Origin of the sequence: Micromonospora sp. NBC_00898 (genome assembly GCF_045207895.1) — a bacterium.
Taxonomy (GTDB): domain Bacteria; phylum Actinomycetota; class Actinomycetes; order Mycobacteriales; family Micromonosporaceae; genus Micromonospora.
Genome location: NZ_CP108775.1, coordinates 4,530,846 through 4,554,448, shown reverse-complemented (window position 1 = coordinate 4,554,448; position 23,603 = coordinate 4,530,846). Strand labels below are relative to the sequence as shown.

General features: G+C 68.6%; 21 protein-coding genes, 1 tRNA gene and 2 pseudogenes. 12 read left to right on the top strand and 12 right to left on the bottom strand.

What is annotated here, in order from left to right; all coding sequences use genetic code 11:
- Positions 1-72: 72 nt before the first annotated feature.
- Positions 73-1,341: an Ig-like domain-containing protein gene (locus tag OG799_RS22110; RefSeq protein ID WP_406037074.1), complete on the bottom strand. Its 1,269-nt coding sequence runs from the start codon at positions 1,339-1,341 to the stop codon at positions 73-75.
- Between the two features lie 187 nt (positions 1,342-1,528).
- Between OG799_RS22110 and OG799_RS22105 the strand changes: the two genes are divergently transcribed.
- Positions 1,529-1,604, top strand: a tRNA-Lys gene (locus tag OG799_RS22105).
- 82 nt (positions 1,605-1,686) lie between these two features.
- Here OG799_RS22105 and xerC read toward each other — a convergent pair.
- From xerC to OG799_RS22090, 3 genes and pseudogenes are all read right to left on the bottom strand, one after another.
- A complete protein-coding gene (gene xerC / locus OG799_RS22100) occupies positions 1,687-2,826 on the bottom strand; it encodes a tyrosine recombinase XerC (RefSeq protein ID WP_406037072.1) in 1,140 nt (379 codons plus the stop codon).
- On the bottom strand, positions 2,823-2,927 hold the full coding sequence (locus tag OG799_RS22095; RefSeq protein ID WP_231929916.1) for a hypothetical protein: 105 nt from the start codon (positions 2,925-2,927) through the stop codon (positions 2,823-2,825). The genes xerC and OG799_RS22095 overlap by 4 nt, the downstream gene beginning before the upstream one ends.
- Positions 2,927-4,647 (bottom strand): annotated as a pseudogene (locus OG799_RS22090) (replication initiator). The gene OG799_RS22095 and the pseudogene OG799_RS22090 overlap by 1 nt, the downstream one beginning before the upstream one ends.
- A 24-nt stretch (positions 4,648-4,671) precedes the next feature.
- On the opposite strand from OG799_RS22090, the pseudogene OG799_RS22085 reads away from it, so the two are divergent.
- The 3 genes and pseudogenes from OG799_RS22085 to OG799_RS22075 all read left to right on the top strand — a co-directional run.
- Positions 4,672-4,917: pseudogene (locus OG799_RS22085) on the top strand (sigma factor); the annotation flags it as partial.
- A 127-nt stretch (positions 4,918-5,044) separates the two neighbouring features.
- Complete coding sequence (locus tag OG799_RS22080; protein WP_406046369.1) at positions 5,045-5,254, top strand: sigma-70 family RNA polymerase sigma factor; 210 nt, start codon at positions 5,045-5,047, stop codon at positions 5,252-5,254.
- A gap of 2 nt (positions 5,255-5,256) precedes the next feature.
- Complete coding sequence (locus OG799_RS22075) at positions 5,257-6,423, top strand: hypothetical protein (protein WP_406046517.1); 1,167 nt, start codon at positions 5,257-5,259, stop codon at positions 6,421-6,423.
- A 132-nt stretch (positions 6,424-6,555) separates the two neighbouring features.
- Here OG799_RS22075 and OG799_RS22070 read toward each other — a convergent pair whose 3' ends face one another.
- Complete coding sequence (locus tag OG799_RS22070; protein WP_406037069.1) at positions 6,556-6,687, bottom strand: hypothetical protein; 132 nt, start codon at positions 6,685-6,687, stop codon at positions 6,556-6,558.
- Between the two features lie 324 nt (positions 6,688-7,011).
- Between OG799_RS22070 and OG799_RS22065 the strand changes: the two genes are divergently transcribed.
- Complete coding sequence (locus OG799_RS22065; RefSeq protein ID WP_406037067.1) at positions 7,012-7,926, top strand: IS982 family transposase; 915 nt, start codon at positions 7,012-7,014, stop codon at positions 7,924-7,926.
- Positions 7,927-8,175: 249 nt separating this feature from the next.
- Here OG799_RS22065 and OG799_RS22060 read toward each other — a convergent pair whose 3' ends face one another.
- Complete coding sequence (locus OG799_RS22060; protein WP_406037065.1) at positions 8,176-8,439, bottom strand: YrhB domain-containing protein; 264 nt, start codon at positions 8,437-8,439, stop codon at positions 8,176-8,178.
- A 122-nt stretch (positions 8,440-8,561) separates the two neighbouring features.
- On the opposite strand from OG799_RS22060, the gene OG799_RS22055 reads away from it, so the two are divergent.
- From OG799_RS22055 to OG799_RS22040, 4 genes are all read left to right on the top strand, one after another.
- Positions 8,562-8,858: a hypothetical protein gene (locus OG799_RS22055; RefSeq protein WP_406037063.1), complete on the top strand. Its 297-nt coding sequence runs from the start codon at positions 8,562-8,564 to the stop codon at positions 8,856-8,858.
- Positions 8,859-9,151: 293 nt separating this feature from the next.
- Complete coding sequence (locus OG799_RS22050) at positions 9,152-9,661, top strand: hypothetical protein (protein WP_406037061.1); 510 nt, start codon at positions 9,152-9,154, stop codon at positions 9,659-9,661.
- Between the two features lie 261 nt (positions 9,662-9,922).
- Positions 9,923-11,212, top strand: coding sequence for an MFS transporter (locus tag OG799_RS22045; RefSeq protein ID WP_406037059.1), 1,290 nt, complete (start codon positions 9,923-9,925; stop codon positions 11,210-11,212).
- 791 nt (positions 11,213-12,003) lie between these two features.
- Positions 12,004-12,414 (top strand): hypothetical protein, encoded by a 411-nt coding sequence (locus OG799_RS22040; RefSeq protein WP_406037057.1) that lies wholly within the window; start codon positions 12,004-12,006, stop codon positions 12,412-12,414.
- Positions 12,415-13,613: 1,199 nt separating this feature from the next.
- Here OG799_RS22040 and OG799_RS22035 read toward each other — a convergent pair.
- From OG799_RS22035 to OG799_RS22025, 3 genes are read right to left on the bottom strand one after another with little or no spacing between them, the layout of a single operon-like run.
- On the bottom strand, positions 13,614-14,282 hold the full coding sequence (locus OG799_RS22035; protein ID WP_406037055.1) for a lysophospholipid acyltransferase family protein: 669 nt from the start codon (positions 14,280-14,282) through the stop codon (positions 13,614-13,616).
- Positions 14,283-14,297: 15 nt separating this feature from the next.
- Positions 14,298-14,933, bottom strand: a complete 636-nt coding sequence (locus OG799_RS22030) for a DJ-1/PfpI family protein (protein ID WP_406037053.1) — start codon at positions 14,931-14,933, stop codon at positions 14,298-14,300.
- A 26-nt stretch (positions 14,934-14,959) separates the two neighbouring features.
- The gene (locus OG799_RS22025) at positions 14,960-15,553 is read right to left on the bottom strand and encodes a TetR/AcrR family transcriptional regulator (protein ID WP_406037051.1); all 594 of its coding nucleotides are present in this window, start codon (positions 15,551-15,553) and stop codon (positions 14,960-14,962) included.
- Between the two features lie 150 nt (positions 15,554-15,703).
- Between OG799_RS22025 and OG799_RS22020 the strand changes: the two genes are divergently transcribed.
- Positions 15,704-16,159: a MaoC family dehydratase gene (locus tag OG799_RS22020; RefSeq protein ID WP_406037048.1), complete on the top strand. Its 456-nt coding sequence runs from the start codon at positions 15,704-15,706 to the stop codon at positions 16,157-16,159.
- A gap of 536 nt (positions 16,160-16,695) precedes the next feature.
- Here the strand turns inward: OG799_RS22020 and OG799_RS22015 are convergent.
- A complete protein-coding gene (locus tag OG799_RS22015) occupies positions 16,696-17,415 on the bottom strand; it encodes a sulfite exporter TauE/SafE family protein (protein WP_406037046.1) in 720 nt (239 codons plus the stop codon).
- 346 nt (positions 17,416-17,761) lie between these two features.
- A complete protein-coding gene (locus OG799_RS22010) occupies positions 17,762-19,186 on the bottom strand; it encodes an RNA-guided endonuclease InsQ/TnpB family protein (protein WP_406037044.1) in 1,425 nt (474 codons plus the stop codon).
- Positions 19,187-19,323: 137 nt separating this feature from the next.
- Here OG799_RS22010 and OG799_RS22005 point away from each other — a divergent pair, with 137 nt between their 5' ends.
- Positions 19,324-22,467 carry a BTAD domain-containing putative transcriptional regulator gene (locus OG799_RS22005; RefSeq protein WP_406037042.1) on the top strand — a complete coding sequence of 1,048 codons (3,144 nt, stop codon included), beginning with the start codon at positions 19,324-19,326 and terminating at the stop codon, positions 22,465-22,467.
- 91 nt (positions 22,468-22,558) lie between these two features.
- Here OG799_RS22005 and OG799_RS22000 read toward each other — a convergent pair whose 3' ends face one another.
- On the bottom strand, positions 22,559-22,963 hold the full coding sequence (locus OG799_RS22000; RefSeq protein WP_406037040.1) for a hypothetical protein: 405 nt from the start codon (positions 22,961-22,963) through the stop codon (positions 22,559-22,561).
- A 419-nt stretch (positions 22,964-23,382) separates the two neighbouring features.
- Here OG799_RS22000 and OG799_RS21995 point away from each other — a divergent pair, with 419 nt between their 5' ends.
- Positions 23,383-23,598: a hypothetical protein gene (locus OG799_RS21995; protein ID WP_406037038.1), complete on the top strand. Its 216-nt coding sequence runs from the start codon at positions 23,383-23,385 to the stop codon at positions 23,596-23,598.
- The last annotated feature ends 5 nt before the right edge of the window (positions 23,599-23,603 follow it).

Here is a 23,603-nt window from a genome sequence, read left to right as displayed (position 1 = left end):
GACGGCGGCCGAGCGCGCCTCCATCGTCACGGACCGTTGCCCGACGGGCCCGCCGGGCAACGGTACCCCCGCTCAGAAGGCCGGGCCCGCACCGCCATTCGGCACCGGCAGCGCGCTGCCCGCGATGAACTCCGACCAGCTCATGCTCCACGCCGTCCAGCCGTTGCCCGGCACCAGCTTCCGCGGGGTGCCGGTGACCGTGATCGGGTCTCCGACCAGCGTCCGGTCGAAGAGCCACTTGCCGTTCGCCATGGAGACGTTCACGCAGCCGTGCGAGACGTTCACCCGGCCCTGCACCCCCTCGGACCAGGGCGCGGCGTGGATGTACTCGCCACCCCAGGTGATCCGCTGGGCGAAGTCGATCTTCGTGACGTACTGGTTGTTCGGGTCCGGGTCGTCCCGGGTGTCGAAGACCGTCGACTCCTTCTTCTCCATCACCACCATGGTGCCGCTGGAGGATGGGGTGCTCTTCTTGCCGAGGCTCACCGGCACGGTCCGGATCACCGCGCCGTTCTCGTACACCGTCATCTTCTTGCTGGCGTTGTCGACCTTCATCTCGAAGGCGCGACCGATCTTGGCCGTCGCCGTCCGGTCGACGTTGCCGTACCGGCCGTTGCTCAGCGGGATGCCGGCCAGGGCCAGCCGGACGGAGATCGTGGTGCCCGGTTTCCAGTACTCCGGTGCCCGGTAGTAGGCCTGGGTGCCGTTGTAGAGCCAGTGCCACGCACCCGGCTGCGGCGGGTCGGTGCGGACGAACATCCGCTTCTGTACGGCCGCGCGGTCCTTCTTCGGGATGCCCGGCGAGAATTCGGCCACCACCGGCATGCCGACGCCGTAGGTCTTGCCGTCGAACATGTACAGCCCGGAGCCGATCATCGACTTCGGCTTGGGCATCGTGGTGAAGGTGCTGGTGCCCTGGTGGGTCTGGCCGTCCTCACCCGTGCCGGAGACGGTCGCGGTGTACCGGGTGTTGTACTTCAGCGCGCTGGACGGCACCCACGACGAGCCGTCGCGGCGCAGCCGACCCTCGACCGTCGCGCCGTTGGCGGCGGTGAGCACGACCTTCGACACCTTCCCGCCGCCCGGGATCTTGGCACCGATCTCGGTGCTGACCGGCCGGTGGTCCGCCCCGTCCGCCGGACTCACCTCGAGCGCCGCCGCCGCGGCCGGCTGGCCCGAGGGCTCGGCGCTTGCCGTCCCCTCGGCCGCCGAGACGCTGGCCGGCTGGCCGCCGCTGACGAACGCCGGCTTCTTCTGGTCGTCACCGCACCCGGTCAGTGCCAGCGACGCCGTCAGGATCAGGACGCCCACCATCGCCCCGCTCCGCGCGAACCTGCCCATCCCCACCTCTGTTCTCGCGTGCCTGGCGGACATCGTGCCCCATGAACACCGTCACCTCGGTCCCGTCGCCCGGTGTGATGGGCATTTTGTCACGCTTCATACCTTAAGCTCGGCCGAAGGGGGGAGCCGGGGATCGGATTGGAACCCGGGTCGAGGGCCGTGCTAATGTCTTCTCCGTTGCCAGCGAGCGCCGCTAGCTCAACTGGCAGAGCAGCGGACTCTTAATCCGCGGGTTCGGGGTTCGAGTCCCTGGCGGCGCACCACTGAAGGCCCAGGCCACAGCCCATCTCGGCTGTGCCTGGGCCTTCGCGGTTTTCAGCGGTACAGCCATCGGTACAGCCAAGCTCAACCGAACAGCCGGTCGGCGGCCGCGTCCATGGCCGCCCGCTCGACCTCGGCCAAGACGTGTGCGTACGTGTTCATCGTCAATGTGATCTGGCTGTGGCCGAGGGTCTTCATCACCGTGCGGGGGGATGCGCCCGACGCGAGAAGGAACGTGGCGCAAGCGTGTCGGAGATCGTGCAGCCGCAGCCAGGGCAGGCCTGCGCGCGCTCGTGTCGCATGCCAGGCGCGGTCGACGTTGCGCGGCTCCATGGGCGTACCGATCGTGGAGGCGAAGATCAGGCCGAAGTCCTGCCAGCGCTCGCCCGCCTGAAGCCGTTCGGCAGCCTGCCGGCGCCGATGGGCGCGGATGAGCGCCATGGTCTGTTCGGGAACCGGCACGGTACGCCGCGACCGATCCGTCTTCGGTTCCGCGAAGTGGAGCTGTCCGCCAGCGCGGAGCACGGTTTGCCGAACGGTGAGAGTGCCAGCCGGGAGATCCACATCACTCCAGCGCAGCCCGAGCAGCTCGCCGCGGCGCAGACCGACGGTCAGGGCACAGACCCACAGCGCTTCGAGCCGATCACCCCGGATTGTTTCGATCAGGCGCCGGTCTTCCTCGACCCTCAATGCCCGCCGCTCCTGCTGGCGGATCGACGGGGCCCGGACGGCAAGCGCGGGGTTACGGTGCAACAGCTCCTCGCGTACCGCGTCGCCCAGGACATTGCGGATCATGCCGTGAATGTGACGTACGGTGGTTGCCGAAAGATCTGCGCTCGCCTTCGCGGCGAGGACGCGACGGATCATCGTCGGTGTGAGCTTGCTCAACGCCACGTTGCCGAGCGCCGGCCGAATGTGGCTCTCGATCAACCAGCGGTAGCCGCGAAGCGTGGACGGCCGAGTGCCCTCCTGGGCCTTCATAGCGATCCACTCGTCCAACCAGTCCGACAGAGTGCGCGGCTGCGCGGCGAGGTTTTCGCCCAGATCATGCCGGCGCCGCAGGTCATCACGCTTGCGGATCGCCTCTGCCTCGGATTTCGCGTAGACGTACTTGCGCCTGCGTTTGCCGTCGATCCAACCGAGGTCGACCACGGCCGCCCACATACCGGGCCGCTGCTCATACACAGAACCCTCACCATGAGAGCGGCGACGCCGGCCGGTCATGCCGCGGCCTCCTCGGTTGCCGACAGGAAGTCATCAATCGCGGCGATCGGGATGAGGCGAGCCCGACCGAGCTTCACCGACCGCAAACGCCCGGACCGCATCAGGACGTAGACGGTGTCGCGGCAGACGCCCAGCAGGGCGGCAGCCTCAGCCGGACGAACACTCTTCTTCTCCGTGCTTGCTTCCCTTCCTGCTCCTCCGACCGAGCTGAGCCGACTGCCGAAACGTCGGGCGGGTCGGCGGTGCGTCTTGCGGCGTCGAGCCGCGCGCGCCATTGGATGCGTTCGGATATCGCGCGCAGGACCCGGTGGCCCAGCGGCGGCACGTCCGGGTCGGCGGGCTTGGCCAATTCCCAGGCGTGGCGTTGCTCGCCGCTGGCGGGGACGGTGGCGGCGTCGGTGGTGACGCCGAGCAGGGCCTTGACCCAGTCGCGGCGGTCCGCTCGGTGGTCGGCGAGGGTCTTGCCGGACCACTGCCGGGAGATGAGGACGCGTCGGCCGCCCATGCCGAGGGTTTCCCGCTTGTGGACCTTGTTCTTGCAGTTGCCCGGCTTGAGCCCGGGTCGGGCCTTCTTGGGTTGGACGCCGTAGAGCAGCCAGTTGGCGCACCGCTCCGAGCACGGCGTGTGCCGCAGCTCCAACCAGAGCCGTTCCACGTGAGCGCGCTGCCGGCCAGTGGTCACGTCGTGGCAGTCGGCGGCTTGCTTGGTGAGGTACTTGGTGATGTAGCCGACGCACCGGTCGGCGTCCTTGCTGCCGGCGAGCACGCCCTTGGCGTCGACCTGGCTACCGAACCGGACGACGTGCACGGGTTTGGCGTTGGGGTCGGCGTCGACCAGGTCCAGGGCGTCATCCCAGGACATCAGCAGCCGCCCGCTGCCCGGGTCGGTGTAGCCGCCGCGTCGGCGTCCCACTGCGGCGCCTGCCCCGGTTCGTAGACCCGCCCGTCGACCGGCGGCCACCACACCTGGTGGTAGGTCGCGGCGGCGACCTGCCGTACCAGCGCGCGGGGGATGGTGCCCCGGATGGCGAAGTGCGCGTGCGGTGCAAGGCGGCGTTGCGGCTCGACTGCGCCCGCGTATTGGACGTTCCAGCCGACCGCGCGGCGCAGGTTCTGCCAGAACCGGTCCAGCAGGCGGGGGAAGTGCACCGCGTCCCACGCGGCCCGTCGGTAGTCGTAGGCGTCCGGGTCGATCGGCGTGCCGTCCGAGTGGACGCGGCCGTAGGAGCCGAGCGTGAGGGTGAGGAACATCGACGGCCGGAACACCTGCCCACCGTGCCCCTCATACGTCCGGCCCACCGTCCGGCTCTCCACCGGCATCCGGGGCAGGTCGGGGGCGTCCTGGCGGCGTTTGGTCGATCGCACCCGCCGCTTGCCGTCGCCGTCGTCCTGGTCGTCGGTACCGTGCGGGGGTGCGGGTCGGCCGCGGAGTCCCGTGGTGATCTGCTCCTCTAGCTCTCCGATGGCGTCGTCCAGGTCGGCGACCTGATCCCACTGCGACGCGCGGGCGGCTTCGTCGCGGGCGAACTCGAGGTGGGCGCGGGCGACGATCAGGCCGCGTTGCGCATCGGGGGCCCGTTCGGGGCCGGGGTCGGGTTCGTCGTCGCGGTGCCAGCCCTCGCGGATCTGCTGCTGCCGCAGCCGGCGGGCGCGGGTGGCGCAGGCGGGGCACTTGGCTTCCTGGGTGGCGCCGCAGGGCATGTCGATGACCTCGGTCCGCCCCGAGTCGAGGTCGGTGCGGCGCAGGCTGACGGGGCGGGTGCAGACGCCGTAGTCAGCGGCCAGGTCCTTGACGACGTCGACGGAGCGGGGCATGAGCATCCAGCCATCCTCGGGCCCTGTTCCATGATCGCGTACAACCGTTTCCGGCGCGGTGCCGTCTGGAACAGCGAACCCCAGGGAGGTGGCCGGATGCCGGACGCATCGGACCAGGAATACGTCGAGTACGTCACGGCGCGCCTGCCGGCGCTGCGGCGGCTCGCGTACGGACTCTGCCGCGACCGCGACCTGGCCGACGACCTGGTGCAGGAGACCGCCACGCGGCTCTACCTGCGCTGGGCGCGGATCGCTGAGGTCGAGCAGCTCGACGCGTACGTCCGTACGGTGCTGGTCCGGCACTTCCTGGACACCCGGCGGCGCGGCTGGTGGCGGGTGCACCTGTTCGGCGGGCCACCCGACGTGCGGTCCACCGAGGACCGGAGCGGTCGAGGAACAGACCGTGCTGCGCGACGCCCTGGCCAAGGTGCCGCCCCGCCAGCGAGCGGTGCTGGTGCTGCGTTTCCTGCACGACCTGCCGGTGGAGGAGGTGGCCCGGACGCTGGGCTGCTCGCCCGGCACGGTGAAGAGCCAGACCTCGCACGGCCTGGCGGCGATGCGACGGCTGCTCGGGGACCGCGAGATGGCCGGCCGGACCGGAAAGGAGCGGTGAGGATGAGGACCGATGACGAACACGTCGCCGACCGGCTGCGGTGGCTGGACGACGAGCCGGCCGGCCCGCCCCGGATCGACCTGCCGGGGGCGATGCGGGAGGCCCGCCGGCGGCGGCGCAACCGCCGGGTGGCGGCGGCCGGGGTGGCCGCGCTGGGTGTGCTGGCGATGGCCGCGCTGCCGGCGGCGCTGGGCGGGGTCGGGCGGGCGGCGCCTGCGCCGGCCGCGAGCCCCAGCCCGTCGATGCCGTCGCCGACACCGCGGCCGACCGGCCCGTGGCAGGGGATCTGCACGGCCGCCCTGCTGCCCGTGCCGGGCGATCCACGGGGCGCGGTCACCGGCGGTGACCCGGACGGCCGGTGGCTGGTCGGCCGTCGGGCCCCGCAGGGGCAGGGTCGCCTGGATTTCGGCCTGCTGATCTGGGAGGGCGACCGGGTCCGGGAGGTCGAGCTGCCGGGCTCGGGACAGGAGCTGACGGATGTGAACCGGGCCGGCCTGGCGGTGGGTTCGTCGTTGAGCGCCGGCAACGAGTGGCTGGCGTGGGCGGTGCGCGACGGCGAGGTCATCGGCCTGCCCGGGGGAACGTCCGAGGGCGCGACGGCCGTCAACGACGCCGGCCGGATCGTCGGCTACCGCAATCTGGTTCCCGGGAAACCCTGGATCCAACGGCCGGTGGTCTGGGACTCATACCGGAGCCAGCCGGTCGACCTGCCACTGCCCGGCCCGCAATGGGAGGGCACGGCCATCGACATCGACGAGGACGGCACCATCCTGGCCGCGATGTCCGACGGGCACCCGGACAAGCCCACCCGCGCGGTGGTGTGGCGTCCGGGTGCCGCCCGGCCGGAGGTGCTGCCGCTGCCGCGGGTGCCCGGCGGGAAGGCCGACCGGTTCCTGCCCCTGTCGTTGGCCGGTGGCTGGGTAACCGGCACCGCCGAACGCGACACCAAGGTGGTTCCCCGGAACGGCATAACCAGGTACCCGGTGCGGATCGACCTGCGGACCGGGCAGGCGGACGTACCGAAGGGCGTCCTCTACTCAGGGACCGGCAACGCTCGGGGCTGGATGGCCGGTTCGGTCTCCGGTGACGTCCCCGGCGTGATCACCGACAGGAAGTCGGTGAAGCTGCCCGTGCCGGAGGCTGGCGCGGCGGGCGGCGGGGCGGGGTGAACAGTTTCAGCGACGACGGCCGGGTGCTCGGCGGGAAGCTCGAGCGCGACGACCAGGAGGTCCGGCCGGTGCGCTGGACCTGCCATTGACCGGTCCGGGGGCGGTCCCGCACCGCCCCCGGACCGGAGCCAATCAGCGCAGCCGGCGGATGTCGCCGTACGCCCGGTAGAAGCCGTCCCGCCGGGACTCCCGGACCTCCGTGACCAGGTAGCGGCTGCTGTGGAGAACGCCCTGATCATGACCGAATGTGCTAGCACCCTCCACGGCCAGGCAGGGTTGTCGCCGCGGCATGCCGACCCGTCCGGGCGCCCGAGCCCGGCCTCCTTCGTCAGGTGACAGCGGGGTAGGTAGCCCGATCAGTCCGCGCAGGTTGGCCCGCCGTGCTCGGGACAGGGACCGGCGCATCCTCCTTCGTCGGATGGGGTGGTGTGGTGTTCGTGCCCGGCTTGGTCGACTCGGAGCGCTACCCGTGATCTGTTGCCGAATTGGCCTGTACTAGACGATCTATTCCAAGGGGTGCGGGGCAGCGAACAAGAGCGAGGGTGTCCATGATCGACGTTGCTGAGCAACGATGACCATGGAGGCCACGTGCACGTCGATCGGGACACCCTCGCCACCGCACTCTACGTGAAGATCGACGATGAGTTGAAGGCGTCACCTCAGCTCAACCGGTGGCGGCCAGCGGTCGGTATCGGTCCGAAGATCACCGACGCGGAGTTGATCACCCTTGCGGTGTTGCAGTCCGTGCTGGGGTACCACAAGGAAGCCCGGTGGATCCGCTACGCCCGCAACAACCTGCTCCACCTGTTTCCCGACCTGCCCAAACAGCCCGGATACAACAAGCGACTACGTACCCTGACCTCGCAGATCACCCACTTCATCCGGCTGCTGACCTTGGACACCGACCTGTGGCAGCACCCGGTGCGCATCGCCGACTCCACCCCGGTGGAGTGCGGACGCTCCCGCGAGACCGTGAAACGCTCTGACCTGGCCGGCTGGGCCAGCTACGGCTACTGCGCCTCCCACTCCCGCCGCTTCTGGGGACTGCGCCTACACCTGGTCACCACCGTGCACGGCCTGCCCGTCGCGTTCGCCCTGACCACCGCCAAGACCGACGAACGCGAGGTCCTGGTCGACCTGTTCGACCTGGACAACGGCCTGTTGACCCACCCCGACGGGCTGATCCTGATCGTCGACAAGGGCTACCGCGACGCCGCCATCGAACAGCAGCTGACCGAACGCGGCGTCACCATGATCCGCCCCGCCTACCGCACCGAACCGCCACGCCCCGGACGGGCACTGCTACGCGCCCTGCGCCAGAGCATCGAGTCGGTCAACCAAACCTTCAAAGGCCAACTCGACCTCGAACGACACGGCGGACGGACCCCCGCCGGCGTGGCCGTACGCGTCTTGCAACGCATCCTCGCACTCACCGCCGTGATCTGGCACAACTGGCACACCGGCCAGCCAGTCCTACGGTCCCTGACCGCATACGACCACTGACCCCTTGGAATAGATCGTCTAGATCAAGGCCGCCCGCAGAGCGGGCCGCGCCGGCCCGGGCCCCGGCCTGCTGGCGACCTCCGGCCGGCATCGGCCGGGCCGGCCGGCCATACTGACGGGCGACCAAGAGCACGAAGACCTCGGGGCTCCGCCCCGAACCCCGGCCCTCCTCAGAGATCCCGCCGCGGATCACCTCGCCGGGCACCACAAGGGCTACCAGCCTCCCCGGACGGGGAGATCCGCTCTCGATCAGCGCTGTCCCCCGTCGCCAGAGATCATGAAGCGCGCTTGGCCCGTTCGCTTGTCCACCACGACGGGGGTATTGCCGGCCATCGCCTGATGCCAGTCATCAGCTTCGACGTACGCCTTCCCGTTGTATGGAAAGACATACAAGTCGTTGAGGTCCTCGACGGCGTAGTCCACGATGACCACCGGAAAACTGAAACGTCCTCTGACCTCGGCATCCAGGAACTGTTCGGCGATCTGTCGGGCAGATTCCATTGAGATCACCATCTCATTATCGCACCGGCTACGCCCGCTTGGCGCCGGGCCAGCAGGCGCCAGATGCAGACGGGGAGAGCGACCTGGCGCGGCGCCGCCTACGCTGCCGGGATGAACGCGGACAGGGTCTGGCGGTGTACCACCGCGGCGAGCTGGTCGGTGAGGTCGATGAGCGAGAGTTCGACTTTCCTTGGATCCGAGGTCGCTTTCGGCCCGAGCCGGCTTTCCAACCGCTGCGACCGGTCTTCGCGGCATGGATCGAGGGCCTGAACGCCGGGGATGGTGAGGCTATGCGCCGAGCGCACGAGGCGATCTATCCCGCCGTGACGATGACCTACCCGGACGGGCGCGAAGTGCCGTGGTTCATTCTGGTCATCGAGGGGGACGAGGCACGCTTCCGGTGGCGTGATGAGCCAGCCAGTGAGCGGTAGCAACCCGTGCCATTAGCGTGCCAATAGACGGGGTCAACCGAGGACACTTCAGGCCGCCAGAGGCCGACTTGACCAGGGTGTCGGGCCGCTGGCCAGCCCTATATCGACAATTCCCAAGCTGACAGCGCCGGTTCGATTCCCGTCACCCGCTCCACGCAAAAGGCCCTGGTGAGGACGCAAGTCTTCACCAGGGCCTTCGAAGTTCCAATATCAACGATCATGCCGCGTGCAATTTGGCGTGCCATGCGGCGTTCGCACGTTGGGCGGATCGGGTTGTGATAAGGACTGAGCCCATGACCTCTCCACTGCCCGCCTACGCGGTGCCCGACGTCGAGCCCCTACGCGGCACCGATGACGCGCGGCGCGTTAGCTACCGCGGCGACCAGCTCGCCACCTGCCCACCCGTCGCCGCCGTCCTCGACCGTATCCCGGCGGTCCTGACGACGATCGAGGAGGTGTGGCCGGGTCACACCCTCACCATCACCCGCCCCGACCTCTGCGCTCAAGTCTCGGTCGGCACCGACGACGGCCTGAACTGGGGGCTGAGCTTCGACGACGAAGTGGGATACCTCGTCCAGCCCGGCTTCGTCCCTAGCCACGAGCCCGACCCTGACGACCTGCTCGAGGAGGCGCTCGCCGCGCAGCCCGACGTCGACTCCGCCTACCACTACGACCGCGAGTACTTCGAGGTTCGTATGGCCCGCGTGCTCCGGGCCGACGAGATGCTCGCCCGCTGGCTCGACACGATCATCACCGCCCACCGCGAGTTCGCCCGCCGCCGGGGCATCGACCTGCCGTACTGAGGTCGGCCACTGATCCTTTCCGGCGGTGACGGGCTGCGGGGCGTCACACCCCGCCAGGTCGGATGCTTCGCAAAACTCGATGCCCGGAAGGAGATGGCCTCCTTCGGTTTCTCGAATCGCTTCGTTGCGGAAGCGGACCGCTCGTTGGGGCGTGTAAATGGCGCGACAACCGTCGTACCGCCCCTAGAGAATCCCCAGGTGACGCTCTCAGCCCTCCTTAGCCGTGCCCGCCCACCGTCGCCGCTAGCTGGCCGCCTCTCCGTGCAGTCGCTGCTCTTCGCGCTCGGCCAAGGCACGTTCATGACCGGATCGGCGGTGTTCTTCACCAAGATCGTCGGGCTGTCCGCTGCCCAGGTCGGTCTCGGCCTGACGTTCGCCGGCATCGCCGCCTTCCTTGCCGCCGTACCGATGGGCAAGCTGGTCGACCGCTACGGGCCGAAGAAGATGTGGGCGGTCAGCGCCGCCGGGCAGGCGGCGATGTTCGCCGTCTGGCCGTTCATCACTGATTTCAAGGGCTACGTCGCCATGGCCCTCTGCATGGAGGTGATCGGTGCGCTCGGCGGCGCCGCGTACGGGGCATACACGATCGATGTGCTGCCACCAGACGAGCGGGTGAAGTCACGCGCTTACATGTACTCCGCGCTCAACCTCGGCTTCACCCTTGGCTCCGTGATGGGTGGAATCGCGCTCGCATTCCACTCCAACGACGTGCTGCACGCACTGCCCTGGTTCACCGCTGCGGTCTTCCTGGTCAACGCGGCCGCAGTCACGCGGCTGCCGCGGGCTTCGCACGACGAACGCAGCCCAGAAGACCGCAAGGTGCGCATCCCCGGGCCGGGTCCGCTGCGTAACCCCGGTTGGCTGCTCACCACATTCTTCGGCGGGGTGTTCTGGACCAACCAGGTGCTGCTGAACGTCGTCATTCCGCTCTGGCTGGTCGAGCAGACCGACGCCCCGCGCGTCGTGCTGGCCTTCCTGTTCGCCACCAACACGGTGATGTGCATTTTCCTGCCGATGGTCACCTCCCGCGGCGTCAGGGACTTGCCGACCGCGCTCAAGGCGATTCGGTTGTCCTCAACCTTCTTCGTACTCTCCTGCCTGATCACGCTCGCGACGCACGACACCGTCGGCTGGGTGACGATCTTTCTGGTCTGGCTGGGCCATGTCACTGTGACGGGGGCTGAGCTCTACCTCTCGGCGGCGAGCTGGTCCTTCGAAGCCGAGCTGATGGACCCGCGCCAGCGCGGCGCCTACCAGGGCGCGGCCGAGCTGAGCGGCACACTCGGCAAGGTTTGGGCACCGGCGGTGTACACCTTCCTCGCGTTGAACTGGGGCGCTGCCGGCTGGCTAGTGATCGCCGGCATCATCCTGGCGGCCACCATCGGCATCCATCCGTCGACCCGGCTGGCTCGACGATTCCTCGAGCGGCACGTCCCCGCAGACGTGCTGGCCGACGCCCGCGCCTCCAGCAGCGATGCCGAAGAAGGGACCGGTACACCGTCGCTCCGCCAGGCCGACGTGTCGCCGCCGGAGTCAGTCGGTAGCCGCTAGGCATACCACCCGCAAGGTGACGGGTTGAGCTGTGACTTTGCAGGGCGCTGGCCGAACAAATCCACGCACCACAATAGGCCCAGCCCGTTGGCCAACTAACTTGCAAAATGGCCAACTAAGTTGGAAAGTCACAGCATGACGGACTCCCTGCGTGTGGATCGGCGGGGAATAGCCGTTCGAACATATGTACGAAAGACTAGCAGATCAACGGCCTGCCGCGCGAAGCCTCGCCCTGCCTGCGTTGATCTTCCCTGTCACCGCTGTCACCGCTTGTCACCGCAGGGCGGTGACAGCTATTTATGGGTATGCGGGCTGGTCTGTTTTCCGAATACGTTCCGAGAAGGCGGGCCGCCGGGCGAGATGATTGTTGTCGCAAGGGCGGTGACAGCAACAGATGACAGCAGCGGCGCTGGATGGGCCGACGCCGCAGCGGACGACTGAAGCGCTGCGACCAGTAGTTGTGGAGCCTCCTGCACCGAATCGGACAGTCTGGCTCAAGCTACGGATCAGATGGTCTGCGCCGGCAGGTCGTACAGCCATCCGTACAGCCAAGGACAGCGGCAGTGGCCGACGACGCCCGACAACCACGGACGTGCTGAACAGTGGTGCGACGGCCTGACCAGTCATCCGCGATCTTCTTCTAATCCCCAGGCCGCCGCCGGAGGTGATGACGTGCGAAGTTTCGCTGATCAAGTCCGTGAACTGCTCGGCGTTTCGGTGAGACCGGTCCCGTCCTCCGGGGCTGCTGCTGAGCGGCTATCGGGATGGCGTTGCCCGGCGACTATAAGTCGTTGATCGGCCGTACCGGACCCGTCATCGTTGACGAATGGCTCTGCCTCTTCGGGCCTGACAGCCACAATAGAAACTCTGATATCGCGCTTCTGGTTCAGGAGCGGGAGCGTGCCTGGGCGGAGTTCCGCGATTCTGGTATTGAGTTGCCGGGCAAGTACTTCTCGGCAAGAGGCAGATTGCTCGCGTTCGCAGCTGTCGAGGCGAACTACTTCTTCTGGCACGCTCGGCCTAGGGTCTCGCCGGAGGATTGGGGCGTCGTCATCGTCGATGCGGACCTTGAGGAGTGGTATGAGTTCGACCTGTCGGCGACCGAGTGCATCTACAGGGTGCTAGTGGGAGAGATCGAGTTGGACCCGTTCGAGGATCTATTCGGGGGGTTCGAGCATCGTGTCGAGACCTTTCCCGGGTGAAGCTACGGATCAGATGGCGGCGTGCCAGCCACGTGCCAGTAGCTGGTGCCCCGAACGGGCATGAGCGGGCACGAGCTGTGACCCACTTCCCTCCCGCGAGCAGGCGTTTCGGCCATCCCGGGCCGGTGATCTTCGTCCTTCCAAACTGAGGCTCGCAGGGACAGCGGTGTCGGGAAGCGGTGCCTATCCTCTCGGCCATGGGAGCAATCAAGCTGTGGCACCTGTTCGTCCTGGCGCTCTGCTGCCTCTTGCCGACTGCTGCGGCGATCGTCGGCGGGGTCTGGGCGGTCCGCCGATCCCGTAACCGTCGCTGAGTCCCAACCGCAGTCGAAGCTGCCGGGCCATCCACGGGCCACAAGCAGGTGCCACTAGGGGCCAAGCCAGGCCGTCCAGGACCGGACCGACCAGCGGCTACGACGATCCGATCTTGTCCAATTCCCAAGCTGACCGTGGCCGCCGCTGACAGCAACGACTGACAGCAACGGGGCTGGACGCGCAGCGACGGGCGAGGACAGCAGCAGGTGCAGAACCAGGCGTCAGCACCGGATGCGGACAGTTCTGGACGGCGTCGCCGAGGCTACGGATCAGAAGGTCGACGATGCATGGCTGTACAGCCAGCGGTACAGCCCAGCGGGTCCCCCAAGAACGACAGCAGCCGACATGTCCCGACGGTGCGACCAGGCACCCGGTCCTGTGACCAGGCATCTGCGATCTTCCCTTAATCCGCGGGTTCGGGGTTCGAGTCCCTGGCGGCGCACCAGCAATCATCTGGGCATCCACCCTTCCGGGTGGGTGCCCAGATGTCGTTTTGGGGGGTCCTGACAACAACGGCGACAGCAACCGACTCAGTCGTGAGCGTCATCACCCCGCTACCTTCACGGACTTTTACACCGCTTGGACCGCGTCGACGTCAGCGGCGAGTTCGGTGTAGCCGTACCGGGAGACTCCCGAGACAGAGCGCGGGCGACGACGGCGCAGACCGGCCCGCCGTTGATCGCGGCACCGATCCGCCATCCCTCATCGAGGATGGCGTCGTACACCAGGCCATCATCTGGTCGTGGAGTCACCGTCGTGGCACGGTCAAACTCGCTACAGGAATGGCGGGTCCTGGCTCACGCTTCCACCCGGCTGTCCCACCTTTCCGGCTCCTTCCAGCGTTCGGTGACCGTTCGTGTCACGGCTGAAGGCCGCGGCTTTGGCTAGGCGGAGGCTGACAGTTCGTTGTAGCGGCCGGCCGGCTCTTGGCCGGAGAGTTCCTGGATTGCGGCCATGATCTCGTCGGTGATGGCGCGTCGGATCTGGCCGCTGCTGCCCGACGTGGGCTGCGTGAAGTCCATGGGTGCGCCGAAACGCACGGTTATCTGTCCAAGTCCGGGAAGCCGGGCACCGACGGGTTGGATCCGGTCGGTGCCGAGGACGGCAACCGGGACCACCGGGGCGCCGGAGGCGAGGGCGAGCCAGGCAACACCGGTTCGGCCGCGGTAGATCCGCCCGTCGCGGGACCGGCTGCCCTCGGGGTGGATGCCGAAGGCCCGTCCGTCGGCGAGCACGTCGAGGGCGACCTGGAGTGAGTTCTGGGCCGCGGGGTGGTCGCCTCGTTGCACCGGAATGGCATTGAGGCCGGTGAGGCAAATGCGGGTCAGCCAGCCCTTGAGCCCGGGCTGTTGGAAGTACTCCGCTTTGGCGAGGAAAGCGACCGGTCGGGGGGCCGCCAGCGGGATCACCACGCTGTCGATGAAGGACAGATGGTTGGCGGCCAGGATCACCGCGCCGCGCCGCGGAACGTTCTCACGTCCCTCGATGACGGGCCGGTAGAGCAGCCGGAGGAGCGGAGCGATCACCAGCCGTACGGTCGCCTGCAGCAGCATGTGTTCCCTTCGTTGTCAGTACAGGATGGCGGTGCGGCGGGCGCGCAGCGCATCAACGACTTCGCGGGGGGCTTGGTCGGGTGAACCGGCCTGGTAGGGCGGTCGGGGGTCATACTCGTGGGCGAGCTGGATGGTCTGTGCGACGGTGTCGCCGGCGATGCGTCCGGCGAGGGTGAATGCCATGTCCAGGCCGGCGGAAACGCCGGCGGCGGTGATGTACTTGCCGTCGATGACGACGCGGTCCGCGACCGGGATGGCGCCCAGCGGTGCCAGTAGGTCCTCGGCCAGCCAATGAGTGGTGGCCCGACGGCCGGTAAGCAGGCCGGCCCCGGCGAGCAGGAGCGATCCGCTGCACACAGACGCGGTCCAGGTGCTGTGTTCATTGGCGGTACGTAGCCATTGCCGTACCGGACCGTCGTTCATCTGCGCGTGCCAGCCCGGCCCGCCGGGCACCACGACGACGTCCGGTCGTGGTACGTCGGCAAGGGTGGCGGTGGCGGTGAGTTGCAGGCTGCCCACCTCGTTGACGACCGGACCCAGGCGCTCCGCAACGAACAGGGTCTTGGCGCCGGGCAGGTGGGCCAGAACGTCGTAGGGCCCGACGGCGTCGAGTGCGGTGAACCGTTCGTAGAGAAGGATGGCGATCTGCATTCGGGCTGCTCCTGTGCGGTAGATGATCAGAAATGTGTTGTTGGTCGAAGATGTGCGTCCAGCGCAGCGCGCAGCAACGGTTCGACATCGTCCATCTCCACCACCGCCTGCAAGCTGCCCCACAGCCACAGTTGGGCGATGCCGTGCAGGTTGGCCCACAGTGCCCCGGCGACGACGGAGGACGCCGGCCCACCCGGCGGCGTGGGCCGTGCTCGGGTGACCAGGCCGACCAGGACCCGGAACAGAGGGCCGCTGGCCTCCCGCAGGCCCACGTTGTTGCCCCGCAACAGGTCGTGGCGGAACATGAGTTCGAACATGCCGCGGTTGGCCTGCGCGAACTGCACGTACAGCCGGCCCAGTGCGAGCAGTTGCGCGTACGGGTCCGCGTCCTCATCGCCGACTAGTTCGGCGACCTGCTGGCCGAGGTGCACGTAGCCCTGCCGCGCGATGGCGGCCAGCAGCGCTTGGTAGGTGGGGAAGTAACGGCGGGGCGCGCCATGTGAAACCCCCGCTCGGCGTGCGATCTCGCGCAACGAGAGGGCTGAGCTGCCCTCTCGGGCCACGAGGTCGACACCAACCTCGACCAGGCGAGCGCGAAGGCTTCCGTCCGGCTCCGACATAGACATTGTCTACCAGATCGACGTAGACAATGTCTATCGCTCCGACGCCGTGCTAGCCTCCCGCACGACCGCCATCCCGGTCTCCAGACTCAGCCGGCAGATGGCAACTGGCGCGCATCATTACCGGAGTGCGATAGGAACGGGGATCGCATGAGCACGTACGAGAGCATCGGTGCCTTCCTCAAGCATGAGGGCGAGGTCCTCGGCACGACCGAGTGGCAGGTCATAGACCAGAGCAGGATCAACGCGTTCGCGGACGTCACGGGCGACCACCAGTGGATTCACGTCGACGAGCGGCGCGCCCGTACGGAGAGCCCCTTCGGAAAGACCGTCGCGCACGGCGCGCTCACGCTCTCACTCTGCGCCACCTTCCTGTCCGAACTGATCCACGTCGAAGGCGTCCGACTCGTAATCAACGGTGGCCTGAACAAGGTTCGATTCCGCGCACCGGTGCCGGTCGATTCGCGCATCCGCAGTGTGGCCACGCTCGTGCAGGCCCGGGAACTGTCCAACGGTGCCCGCGTGGTCGTGCAGGTGAAGGTCGAGATCGAGGGCGAGACCACACCTGCGTGCATTGCGGACCAGGTGTTGGTGTTCTATCGGTGATCGGTGATCGGTGATCGGTGATCCGGCATAAAGATGCTGCAGTAGCGCGAGCCTTTGCTTATCGATCATGCTGCCTGCCGGCAGGGTGACAGCAACAGAGGCGCATCATGCCTGGCCAGGCCCCATCGTGGCTGTCGTGTCGACCGAGGTGCCGGCCCGCTGACGACGGTGCGGACTGTGCCCTTAATCCGCGGGTTCGGGGTTCGAGTCCCTGGCGGCGCACCAGCAGTAACACCTCAGGCCCGGTCCTCATGGATTGGGCCTGACCCTTTTCTCGACCCCAACGTCAGCCATCGAAGAGAAAGCCGAGCTTGTCCACGGACGACCGCTGGGACTGCCGGGTGACCTCAACGTAGCTGAGCTTGGTGATGGTCGGGGAACTGTGGCCCAGACCAGCACCGCCTTGGTGATGTGCGGCGGAGTGCAGCGGCACGAGGGGTAACCAGCCTCGACCGGCTCGACGGAGTCGAGCCGCCGGTCGCCCCGGCGTCACGCGAATCGCGCTGACCCGTCGAAGGGGTCCGTGGACGCCCGGCTCAGCTGGCCATGCTCGCGAGCGCGGCGCCGGTGCTGCCGAGCAGCCCGACCAGCACGATCCGTCGGAACATCACGGGGTCGATGCGGTGGAACAGTCGGTTTCCCAGCCACCAGCCGAGCGGCACCGCGGGGAGCGCCACGAGGGAGATCCGCACCACATCGGCGTGTACCTGACCGGCCAGCAGGAACCCCGTCAGCCCTATCAGACTGGTGCCGGAGAAGGTCGCCGCCAGGGTGGCCCGGAAGGTGCGCGGGTCGTAGCCGAGCGACTGGAACGCGGCGACCAGCGGCGGACCGTTCGTCCCGGTGGCGGCGGTCAGCACCCCGACGAGGACGCCGATGGCCCCGAGACCGATCCGTCCGGTGCGGATCCGTGCCCCGGACCAGACCAGCGCGGCGCAGCCGAGCACCACGACCGCGATCAGCGCGCTCAGCAGCCGCTCCGGCGCGAGCGCGAGAATCAGCAGGCCGGCCGGCAGGCCGAGCAGGGCGGTGGCGGTGAGTGCCGCCGCGACCCGCCACCGGGCGTGGGCCCGTTCCCGGACGGCCGCGGTGACGGTCAGCCCGATGCCGGTCAGCGCCGACACCACCACGGCGGCGCGCGGGTCGATGGCAGAGGCAAGCAACGGCACGGTCACCAGCGCGTACCCGAAGCCGCTGACCGCTTGGGCGAAGGCGCCGAGCAGCACGATGCCGAACGCGCTGAGCAGGATGACCACCCGCTGAGAGTGACGCACCGGACGGCGGGCGGACAACCGGCCGGCCCGGAGATCCCCGACACACGGCCAGCGGCCGGCAATGCCAATGAGTCTGCCGGCGGTTGGCCTCCTGCCGGACCGCCGCCGTGAGATCCCGCCAAGCGCCGGCCGAGGTCTTCATCATCCGGTCGACCATCGACCGGGCGGATCCTTCGTCCGCGAAGTCGTACGAGTCCTCCTGGCCTTCGTCAACCGATGGTCCTGGATGGCCTTCGCGAAACGTCAGCTGAGCGGCCGTTATCCGTGCGAGACGCGGTTCGACCCCGGGGCTATTCGCCAGCTGCAGCGATGCCTAGTGCGGTGTCCACTAACGTTCACCGGGTTTGCGGTGGGCGTTGTGGATCCTCGCCGTAGCAGGCGAGCGACTCCCCACCGGGTGGTGGGGCGGGCCTCCGCGGGCCAACTGACCCTCGCGCCGTCCCTGATTCCGCGGGCGACGGGGGTCACGTCGGGACCGTCCGGCACCGGGCAGGTGCCGGCCGGCTCGACGGTGCGCGACCACCCCCGGCAGCACAACGGCTGCCGGGGTGGTGGGTCCGCCGCCCGGAACACGGGTGGCGATGCTGGCGGCCGCGACGAGGTCGCGGTGGCCGGAGAATGCGCAGTGCGGGCAGGACAGGGTCCGGCCACGAGGTTTCGGCACACGCTTTCGGCAGGTGGGGCAGGTCGACGAGGTGCCGCGTTCGTTGACCAGCCGGACGGTGATGCCGGCGAGGGCGGCCTTGTCGGTGAGGATCTGCAGGAGCCGCCCGATCTGCCACTGCCGCAACCGCAGGTTGTGCCGCCGCCCCGCAGGCAGGTCCAGCACCCCGCGGGGGTCGCCGACGTGCAGCACACCTACCCGCTGTCCCACCGCCCAGGAGACGACCGTGCGGGCGGCCTCGTGCTGGGCCTGACGAATTCTGCGCCGGTGCCGGCCCTCCACCAGCCGTGCCCGACGACGGTACTGCCGCCACCGAAGCGACCCCTTCTGGCCCGGCTTCGGCACCCGACGCGATACGGCACGGCGGCGGGCTTTGGTGTCGGCCAGGTGCATCCGGTGCTCGGCGCGGATCGCCCGCCCCGACACCAACAGCCCCTCCCCGCCGGGGCCAGCCACCGCGTAGGGGTGGATGATCCCCAGATCCACCCCGGCCACCCGGCCGGCGTCCGGTCCCTCGCCGGGAGGGTAGACCGTCACCGGCACCTCGGCGGTGACGTCGAGGAACAGCCGGCCGCCTTCACACAGCAGGGTGACCGACCGGACCTGCTCGGCCGGATACGGCACGTCGCGCGCCAGACGCACCCACAACGGGGCAGTGCCTTTCGCGGTCGGGATCCGGACCCGGCGCCCGTCGAGGGTGAACGTGCCGTGATACCAGCGCACCGGCACCAACCCCCGCCGCCGGCGCGGGAACCGCGCCGACAGGTCACCGGCGCTGCGGCGTTTCGCCGCCGCGAACCACGCATCGGAGAACCGGCGCAACACCGACCGCGCACCCACGGAGTCCAGTTCGGCGAACGTGCCCGGCCCCGACGCCGCCAACTCCCGGCACAACTCCTGATAACCGGACAGCGGTACGTCGCGGCGGCGGCGCCGCCACGCGTTCGTCTCCAACACGCACGCCCACACGTCACCGGCCGAGCGCAGCAGCCCGAAACACCGGCGCCGCTGCCCGGGCGTGACCCGCAGCGCGACGCGGGCGGTGCGGTGCACGACCCGCGGGGCGGCGGGATCCCGACGGCGAGGCACGAACCGAAGCAAACACCAGCCCTACGACATTTTCCCAACCCCGACCAACCCGGCCAACGTTTGTGGACACGGCACTAGCTGCGGAGTAGGCGCCGGCAAATGGATGCCTGCCCGTCGCCCATGGCAAGATCAGCTGAGTGAAGATCGGGATGCTCGGATCGTTCGAGGTTCGCACGGACGATGGCGCCTTCACCGACGTGCCGGGCGCGCGGCTGCGCGGGCTGTTGATCGCCCTCGCGCTCGAACCTGGTCGCGTGATCCCCAAGGCAACGCTCGTCGACTGGATCTGGGGTGAACATCCGCCCGCCGACGCGACGAATGCCCTGCACCGCTTGGTTTCCCGGCTGCGAAAGGCGCTGCCGGAGGGATCGGTCGAGGGACAGACGGACGGCTACCGGTTGACGGTGGAACCCGACGCCGTCGACGCCGTGCGGTTCGAACGCCTCATCACCGCGGGCCAGCTCGGCAATGACGACGATCCACGGCGGGTACGACTGCTGCGCGAGGCCGTCGCATTGTGGCGCGGTGCCGCCATGCAGGACGTCGGTCTGCCCCACAGCGCGTCGTTCGACGCGGCGGTCACCCGTCTTGAGAGGCTGCGCCTGACGGCCCTGGAGGATCGGTTCGACGCGGAGATCCGTCTCGGCCACGGTCCGGAGCTGGTCACGGAACTGACCGACCTGGTGGCCGCGCACCCGCTGCGAGAACGGCTTGTCGCCGCGCTGATACGGGCCCTCGTGGCGGCCGGTCGCGACACCGAGGCGCTGCTCGTATACGAGCGCACGAGGGAAGCCCTGGCCGACGCGCTGGGCGTCGACCCCTCACCGGAGCTGTCCGCACTGCACGTCGCGCTGCTGCGGGGGGAGTTGGGACGGCGGGAGGAAAAACGGAAGACGAATTTGCGGGCGGAGTTGACCAGCTTCGTCGGCAGGGACGCTGATGTCGCCGCGGTCCGCGAACTCATCGCCGACCATCGGCTCACCACCCTGATCGGGCCGGGCGGGTCGGGGAAGACGAGGCTGGCCACGGAAACCGCGCGCACGCTGCTTGGTGACCTGCCGGACGGGGCATGGTTGGTGGAGCTCGCAGCCGTCGGCGCGGACGGTGACGTGGCGCAGGCGACGCTCGCCGGGCTCGGCCTCCGGGATGCCCTGCTCAGCGAGGCACCGGGCGCGGAGCCGACGGATCGCGTCATCGCCGCGGTCCGCCAGCGGGAGATGCTGCTGATTCTGGACAACTGCGAGCACGTGATCGAGTCGGCGGCGACATTCGCCCATCGAGTGCTCGGAGAGTGCCGGCGGCTGCGGATCCTCGCGACAAGCAGGGAACCACTCGGCATCACTGGTGAGTCACTATGGCCGGTCGCGCCGTTGGTCCTGCCCGCGGAGGACGCGGACCCCGGCGAGATCGAGTCCGCTCCGGCCGTCCGGCTGCTGCGGGACCGAGCCAGCGCGGTGCGCAGGGACCTCGCGACCGACGCCAACACGTTGGCGATCATGGCGCGCGTCTGCCGGGCGCTGGACGGGATGCCATTGGCGATCGAACTCGCCGCGGCCAGGTTGCGCACCATGTCCATCGATCAGCTCGCCAACCGCCTCGACGACCGGTTCCGCCTGCTGACCGGCGGTAGCCGTACCGCGCTGCCGCGGCACCGGACGCTGCGTGCGGTGATCGACTGGAGCTGGGAGCTGCTCACCGACGCCGAACGGGTGGTCCTGCACAGGCTCTCGGTGTTCTCCGGTGGGGCGAGCCTGGAAGCAGCCGAGCGGGTCTGCGTGGGCGATACGGTCGAGACGGGTCAGGTGCTCGAGTTGCTGACCGCGCTGACCGAGAAATCGCTGGTGCTTACCGAGGGCGAGAGGGCGCCGCGCTACCGGATGCTCGGCACGATCAAGGAGTACGCCGAGCAGCGTCTCGCGGAGGCGGGGGAATCGGATCTGGCCCGCCACGCGCATCTCGCGTATTTCACCGAACTCGTCGAAACCGCGGACCCGCATCTTCGCCGCGCCGAGCAATTGGAATGGCTTGCCGCGCTCGAGGTCGAGCACGACAACATCGGTGCTGCGATGCGCGGTGCGCTCGCGGCCGGCGAGGCAGACGGGGCGATGCGGCTCGCCGCTGCCGCCGGCTGGTACTGGTGGCTCGGCGGGCACAAGGCGGAGGGCAACGAGCTGATCATGGCGGCCACCACCACGCCCGGCGAGGTGGCCGACGAGATACGGGCCACGGTGTACGCGTTCGTCGTAACGTTCCTGGTCTCCGGGCGGGGTGACCAGTACCAGGCGGAGGAATGGATCCACAAGGTGTACGAGATCAGCCAGCGTGTGCAGTGCCGTCACCCGGCGGTGAGGCTCGTCGCCCAACTGGAACTCCTGTCGCAAGCGCCGGACGCGTTCCTGCCCGCGTTCGAACCGCTATTCACCGACGAGGACCCCTGGGTACGCGCCCTTGGCTGGCTGCGCCTCGGCAAGATGCGGATCATGTTTGGCCACGACGGCCGGGAAGCGGACACAAATCTCGAGACGGCGCTCACCGAGCTTCGCGCGCTCGGCGACCGGTGGGGGATTTCGTTCGCCTTGACCGAGCTGGCGAATCGGATCGCGATGCGCGGCGAGTTCGCCGGTGCCTGCGAGTACTACGAACAGGCGATCGCGGTCGTCACCGAGGTCGGTGCCGACGAGGATGTCGTGTCGATGCGGTCGCGGCAGGCCCAGTTGTACTGGCTGTTGGGCGATGCGGAGTCCAGCGCGGCTGCTATGGCGGAGGCGCAGCGGTACGCGGAACGAGTCTCCTGGCCGAATGCGCTGGCCGAGCTGGCCCTGGCGAAGGCGGAACTCGCGCGCTGGAGCGGCGACGCCGAGCAGGCACACCGGCAGCTCGACGTCGCGACAGCGATGCTGGGCGATGACGCCAAGCGGGCATACGTCCGCGCGGTGGCACATGACCTGCTCGGCTACGTTGCCGAGGATCTCGACGAGGCTCGCGAACACCGCATTGCGGCCTTCCAGACGGCGACTGAGACGGGGCATGCACCCCTGATCGCCCAGGTGCTCGTCGGGGTGGCGGACCTGGCACTGCGCCGCGACCAGCCCGAGCAGGCCGCACGGCTGCTCGGGGCGAGCGCCGGCGTGCGCGGACTGCCGGATCGTTCCCACCCAGATGCGGCCCGGGTCGAGCAGACAGTGCGGCGCCGCCTCGGCGAAGCGAAGTTCGCCGAGGCGGCTCGGGAGGGCACGGAGACGAGCTGGAGTCAGCTGGTCGAGGTCACGCTCGCTTCTTGAACGTGGAATGCGCCCGCTGACCCGCCACGACGGGCGTGCCACAGGATCCGGAAAGGATCCTGTGGCACGCCCGGCGTGGGTTGACATCCCGTCAGGCGGCGTCGAGGGCCTTGGTGATCTTGCGGATCATCTCGGCCACGATGGGGCTGGGCTGGGCGTGGTGGGTGGCGGATTCGATCGCGGTGATGACGGTGCTGCGGAAGTTGTCGGCCTCTTCCGGAGCCTGCTCCTTGAGCAGGCTCATGGCCGCCGTCAAGGCCGGCAGCACGCGGTCGGCGATCTCGGCCACGGACTTGCCGTTCAATTCCTTGCCCTTGGGATACTCGGTGAGTACGTGCCCGACCAGGCCGGTGGCCGAGCCCAGCGCGATGCTGCCATTCGTGGCGATCTTGTGGGGTGAGCCGCCGGCGGCACCAGCGGCGGACAGCAGCGTGACGGCGCCGTACGCGGCGATCCGCAGCGTGGTCTTGTCCTGGTCGGAAAGGGTGATGGACATGGTTGTGCACTCCTTGAATCTGGTACGAAGCTCACTTGAACGGACGGATGGGGAATGCGGGTCTTACTGGTGCCCGGGGTAGGCGACCGCGCTGGCGTCCGGCAACAGCACCACGGCCGGTCCGCCGCTGCCCGACCGATGCACGAAAATGCGGCGGCCGTCGATCTCCTGGGGCCCTCCGGGCGGAGGCGTGAGCTGAGTTGAGGAAGCGCTGTCTCCTGTCACGCGTCCACCATCGGCGCCAGGCCTGACACCGCCCTGCCACCGCCCTGACACGACCACTGACACGGTGATCCAACTGGTCGCGCAGGCCAGGACGATGTGCGTGTCTCGGCCGGTGTGCATCGGCCGTGCGCAGAAGAATGACCGGAGGCATCTGTTCAGGGGTGTCGCCGGGGTTGGCAAGGTTCCTTCTGAATGTGACCGACACCGTCGAGTCGGTCGCCAACGTCGATGAATTCGTTTACCTGCCAGACGGGTCGATTTGGGCGCTGACGGTCTTCGCGGTCGACGAGGTGAGGCGCCTCCTCGAGATGTGGCGGGATGCCGGCGAGGTGTTGAACGGCAGCTACTTCAGGGTCGTCGACCAACTGATCGCGTTCCTGACCCGCAGGCGTCGGGCAATTCATCCCTGATCATC

Excerpts from the sequence above, each read along its gene's own strand:
- OG799_RS22110 (WP_406037074.1), bottom strand. The coding sequence starts at position 1,341 with ATGGGCAGGTTCGCGCGGAGCGGGGCGATGGTGGGCGTCCTGATCCTG.
- xerC (WP_406037072.1), bottom strand. The coding sequence starts at position 2,826 with ATGACCGGCCGGCGTCGCCGCTCTCATGGTGAGGGTTCTGTGTATGAG.
- OG799_RS22095 (WP_231929916.1), bottom strand. The coding sequence starts at position 2,927 with ATGCGGTCCGGGCGTTTGCGGTCGGTGAAGCTCGGTCGGGCTCGCCTC.
- OG799_RS22075 (WP_406046517.1), top strand. The coding sequence starts at position 5,257 with ATGAGGACCGATGACGAACACGTCGCCGACCGGCTGCGGTGGCTGGAC.
- OG799_RS22060 (WP_406037065.1), bottom strand. The coding sequence starts at position 8,439 with ATGGTGATCTCAATGGAATCTGCCCGACAGATCGCCGAACAGTTCCTG.
- OG799_RS22050 (WP_406037061.1), top strand. The coding sequence starts at position 9,152 with ATGACCTCTCCACTGCCCGCCTACGCGGTGCCCGACGTCGAGCCCCTA.
- OG799_RS22035 (WP_406037055.1), bottom strand. The coding sequence starts at position 14,282 with ATGCTGCTGCAGGCGACCGTACGGCTGGTGATCGCTCCGCTCCTCCGG.
- OG799_RS22030 (WP_406037053.1), bottom strand. The coding sequence starts at position 14,933 with ATGCAGATCGCCATCCTTCTCTACGAACGGTTCACCGCACTCGACGCC.
- OG799_RS22025 (WP_406037051.1), bottom strand. The coding sequence starts at position 15,553 with ATGTCGGAGCCGGACGGAAGCCTTCGCGCTCGCCTGGTCGAGGTTGGT.
- OG799_RS22020 (WP_406037048.1), top strand. The coding sequence starts at position 15,704 with ATGAGCACGTACGAGAGCATCGGTGCCTTCCTCAAGCATGAGGGCGAG.
- OG799_RS22000 (WP_406037040.1), bottom strand. The coding sequence starts at position 22,963 with ATGTCCATCACCCTTTCCGACCAGGACAAGACCACGCTGCGGATCGCC.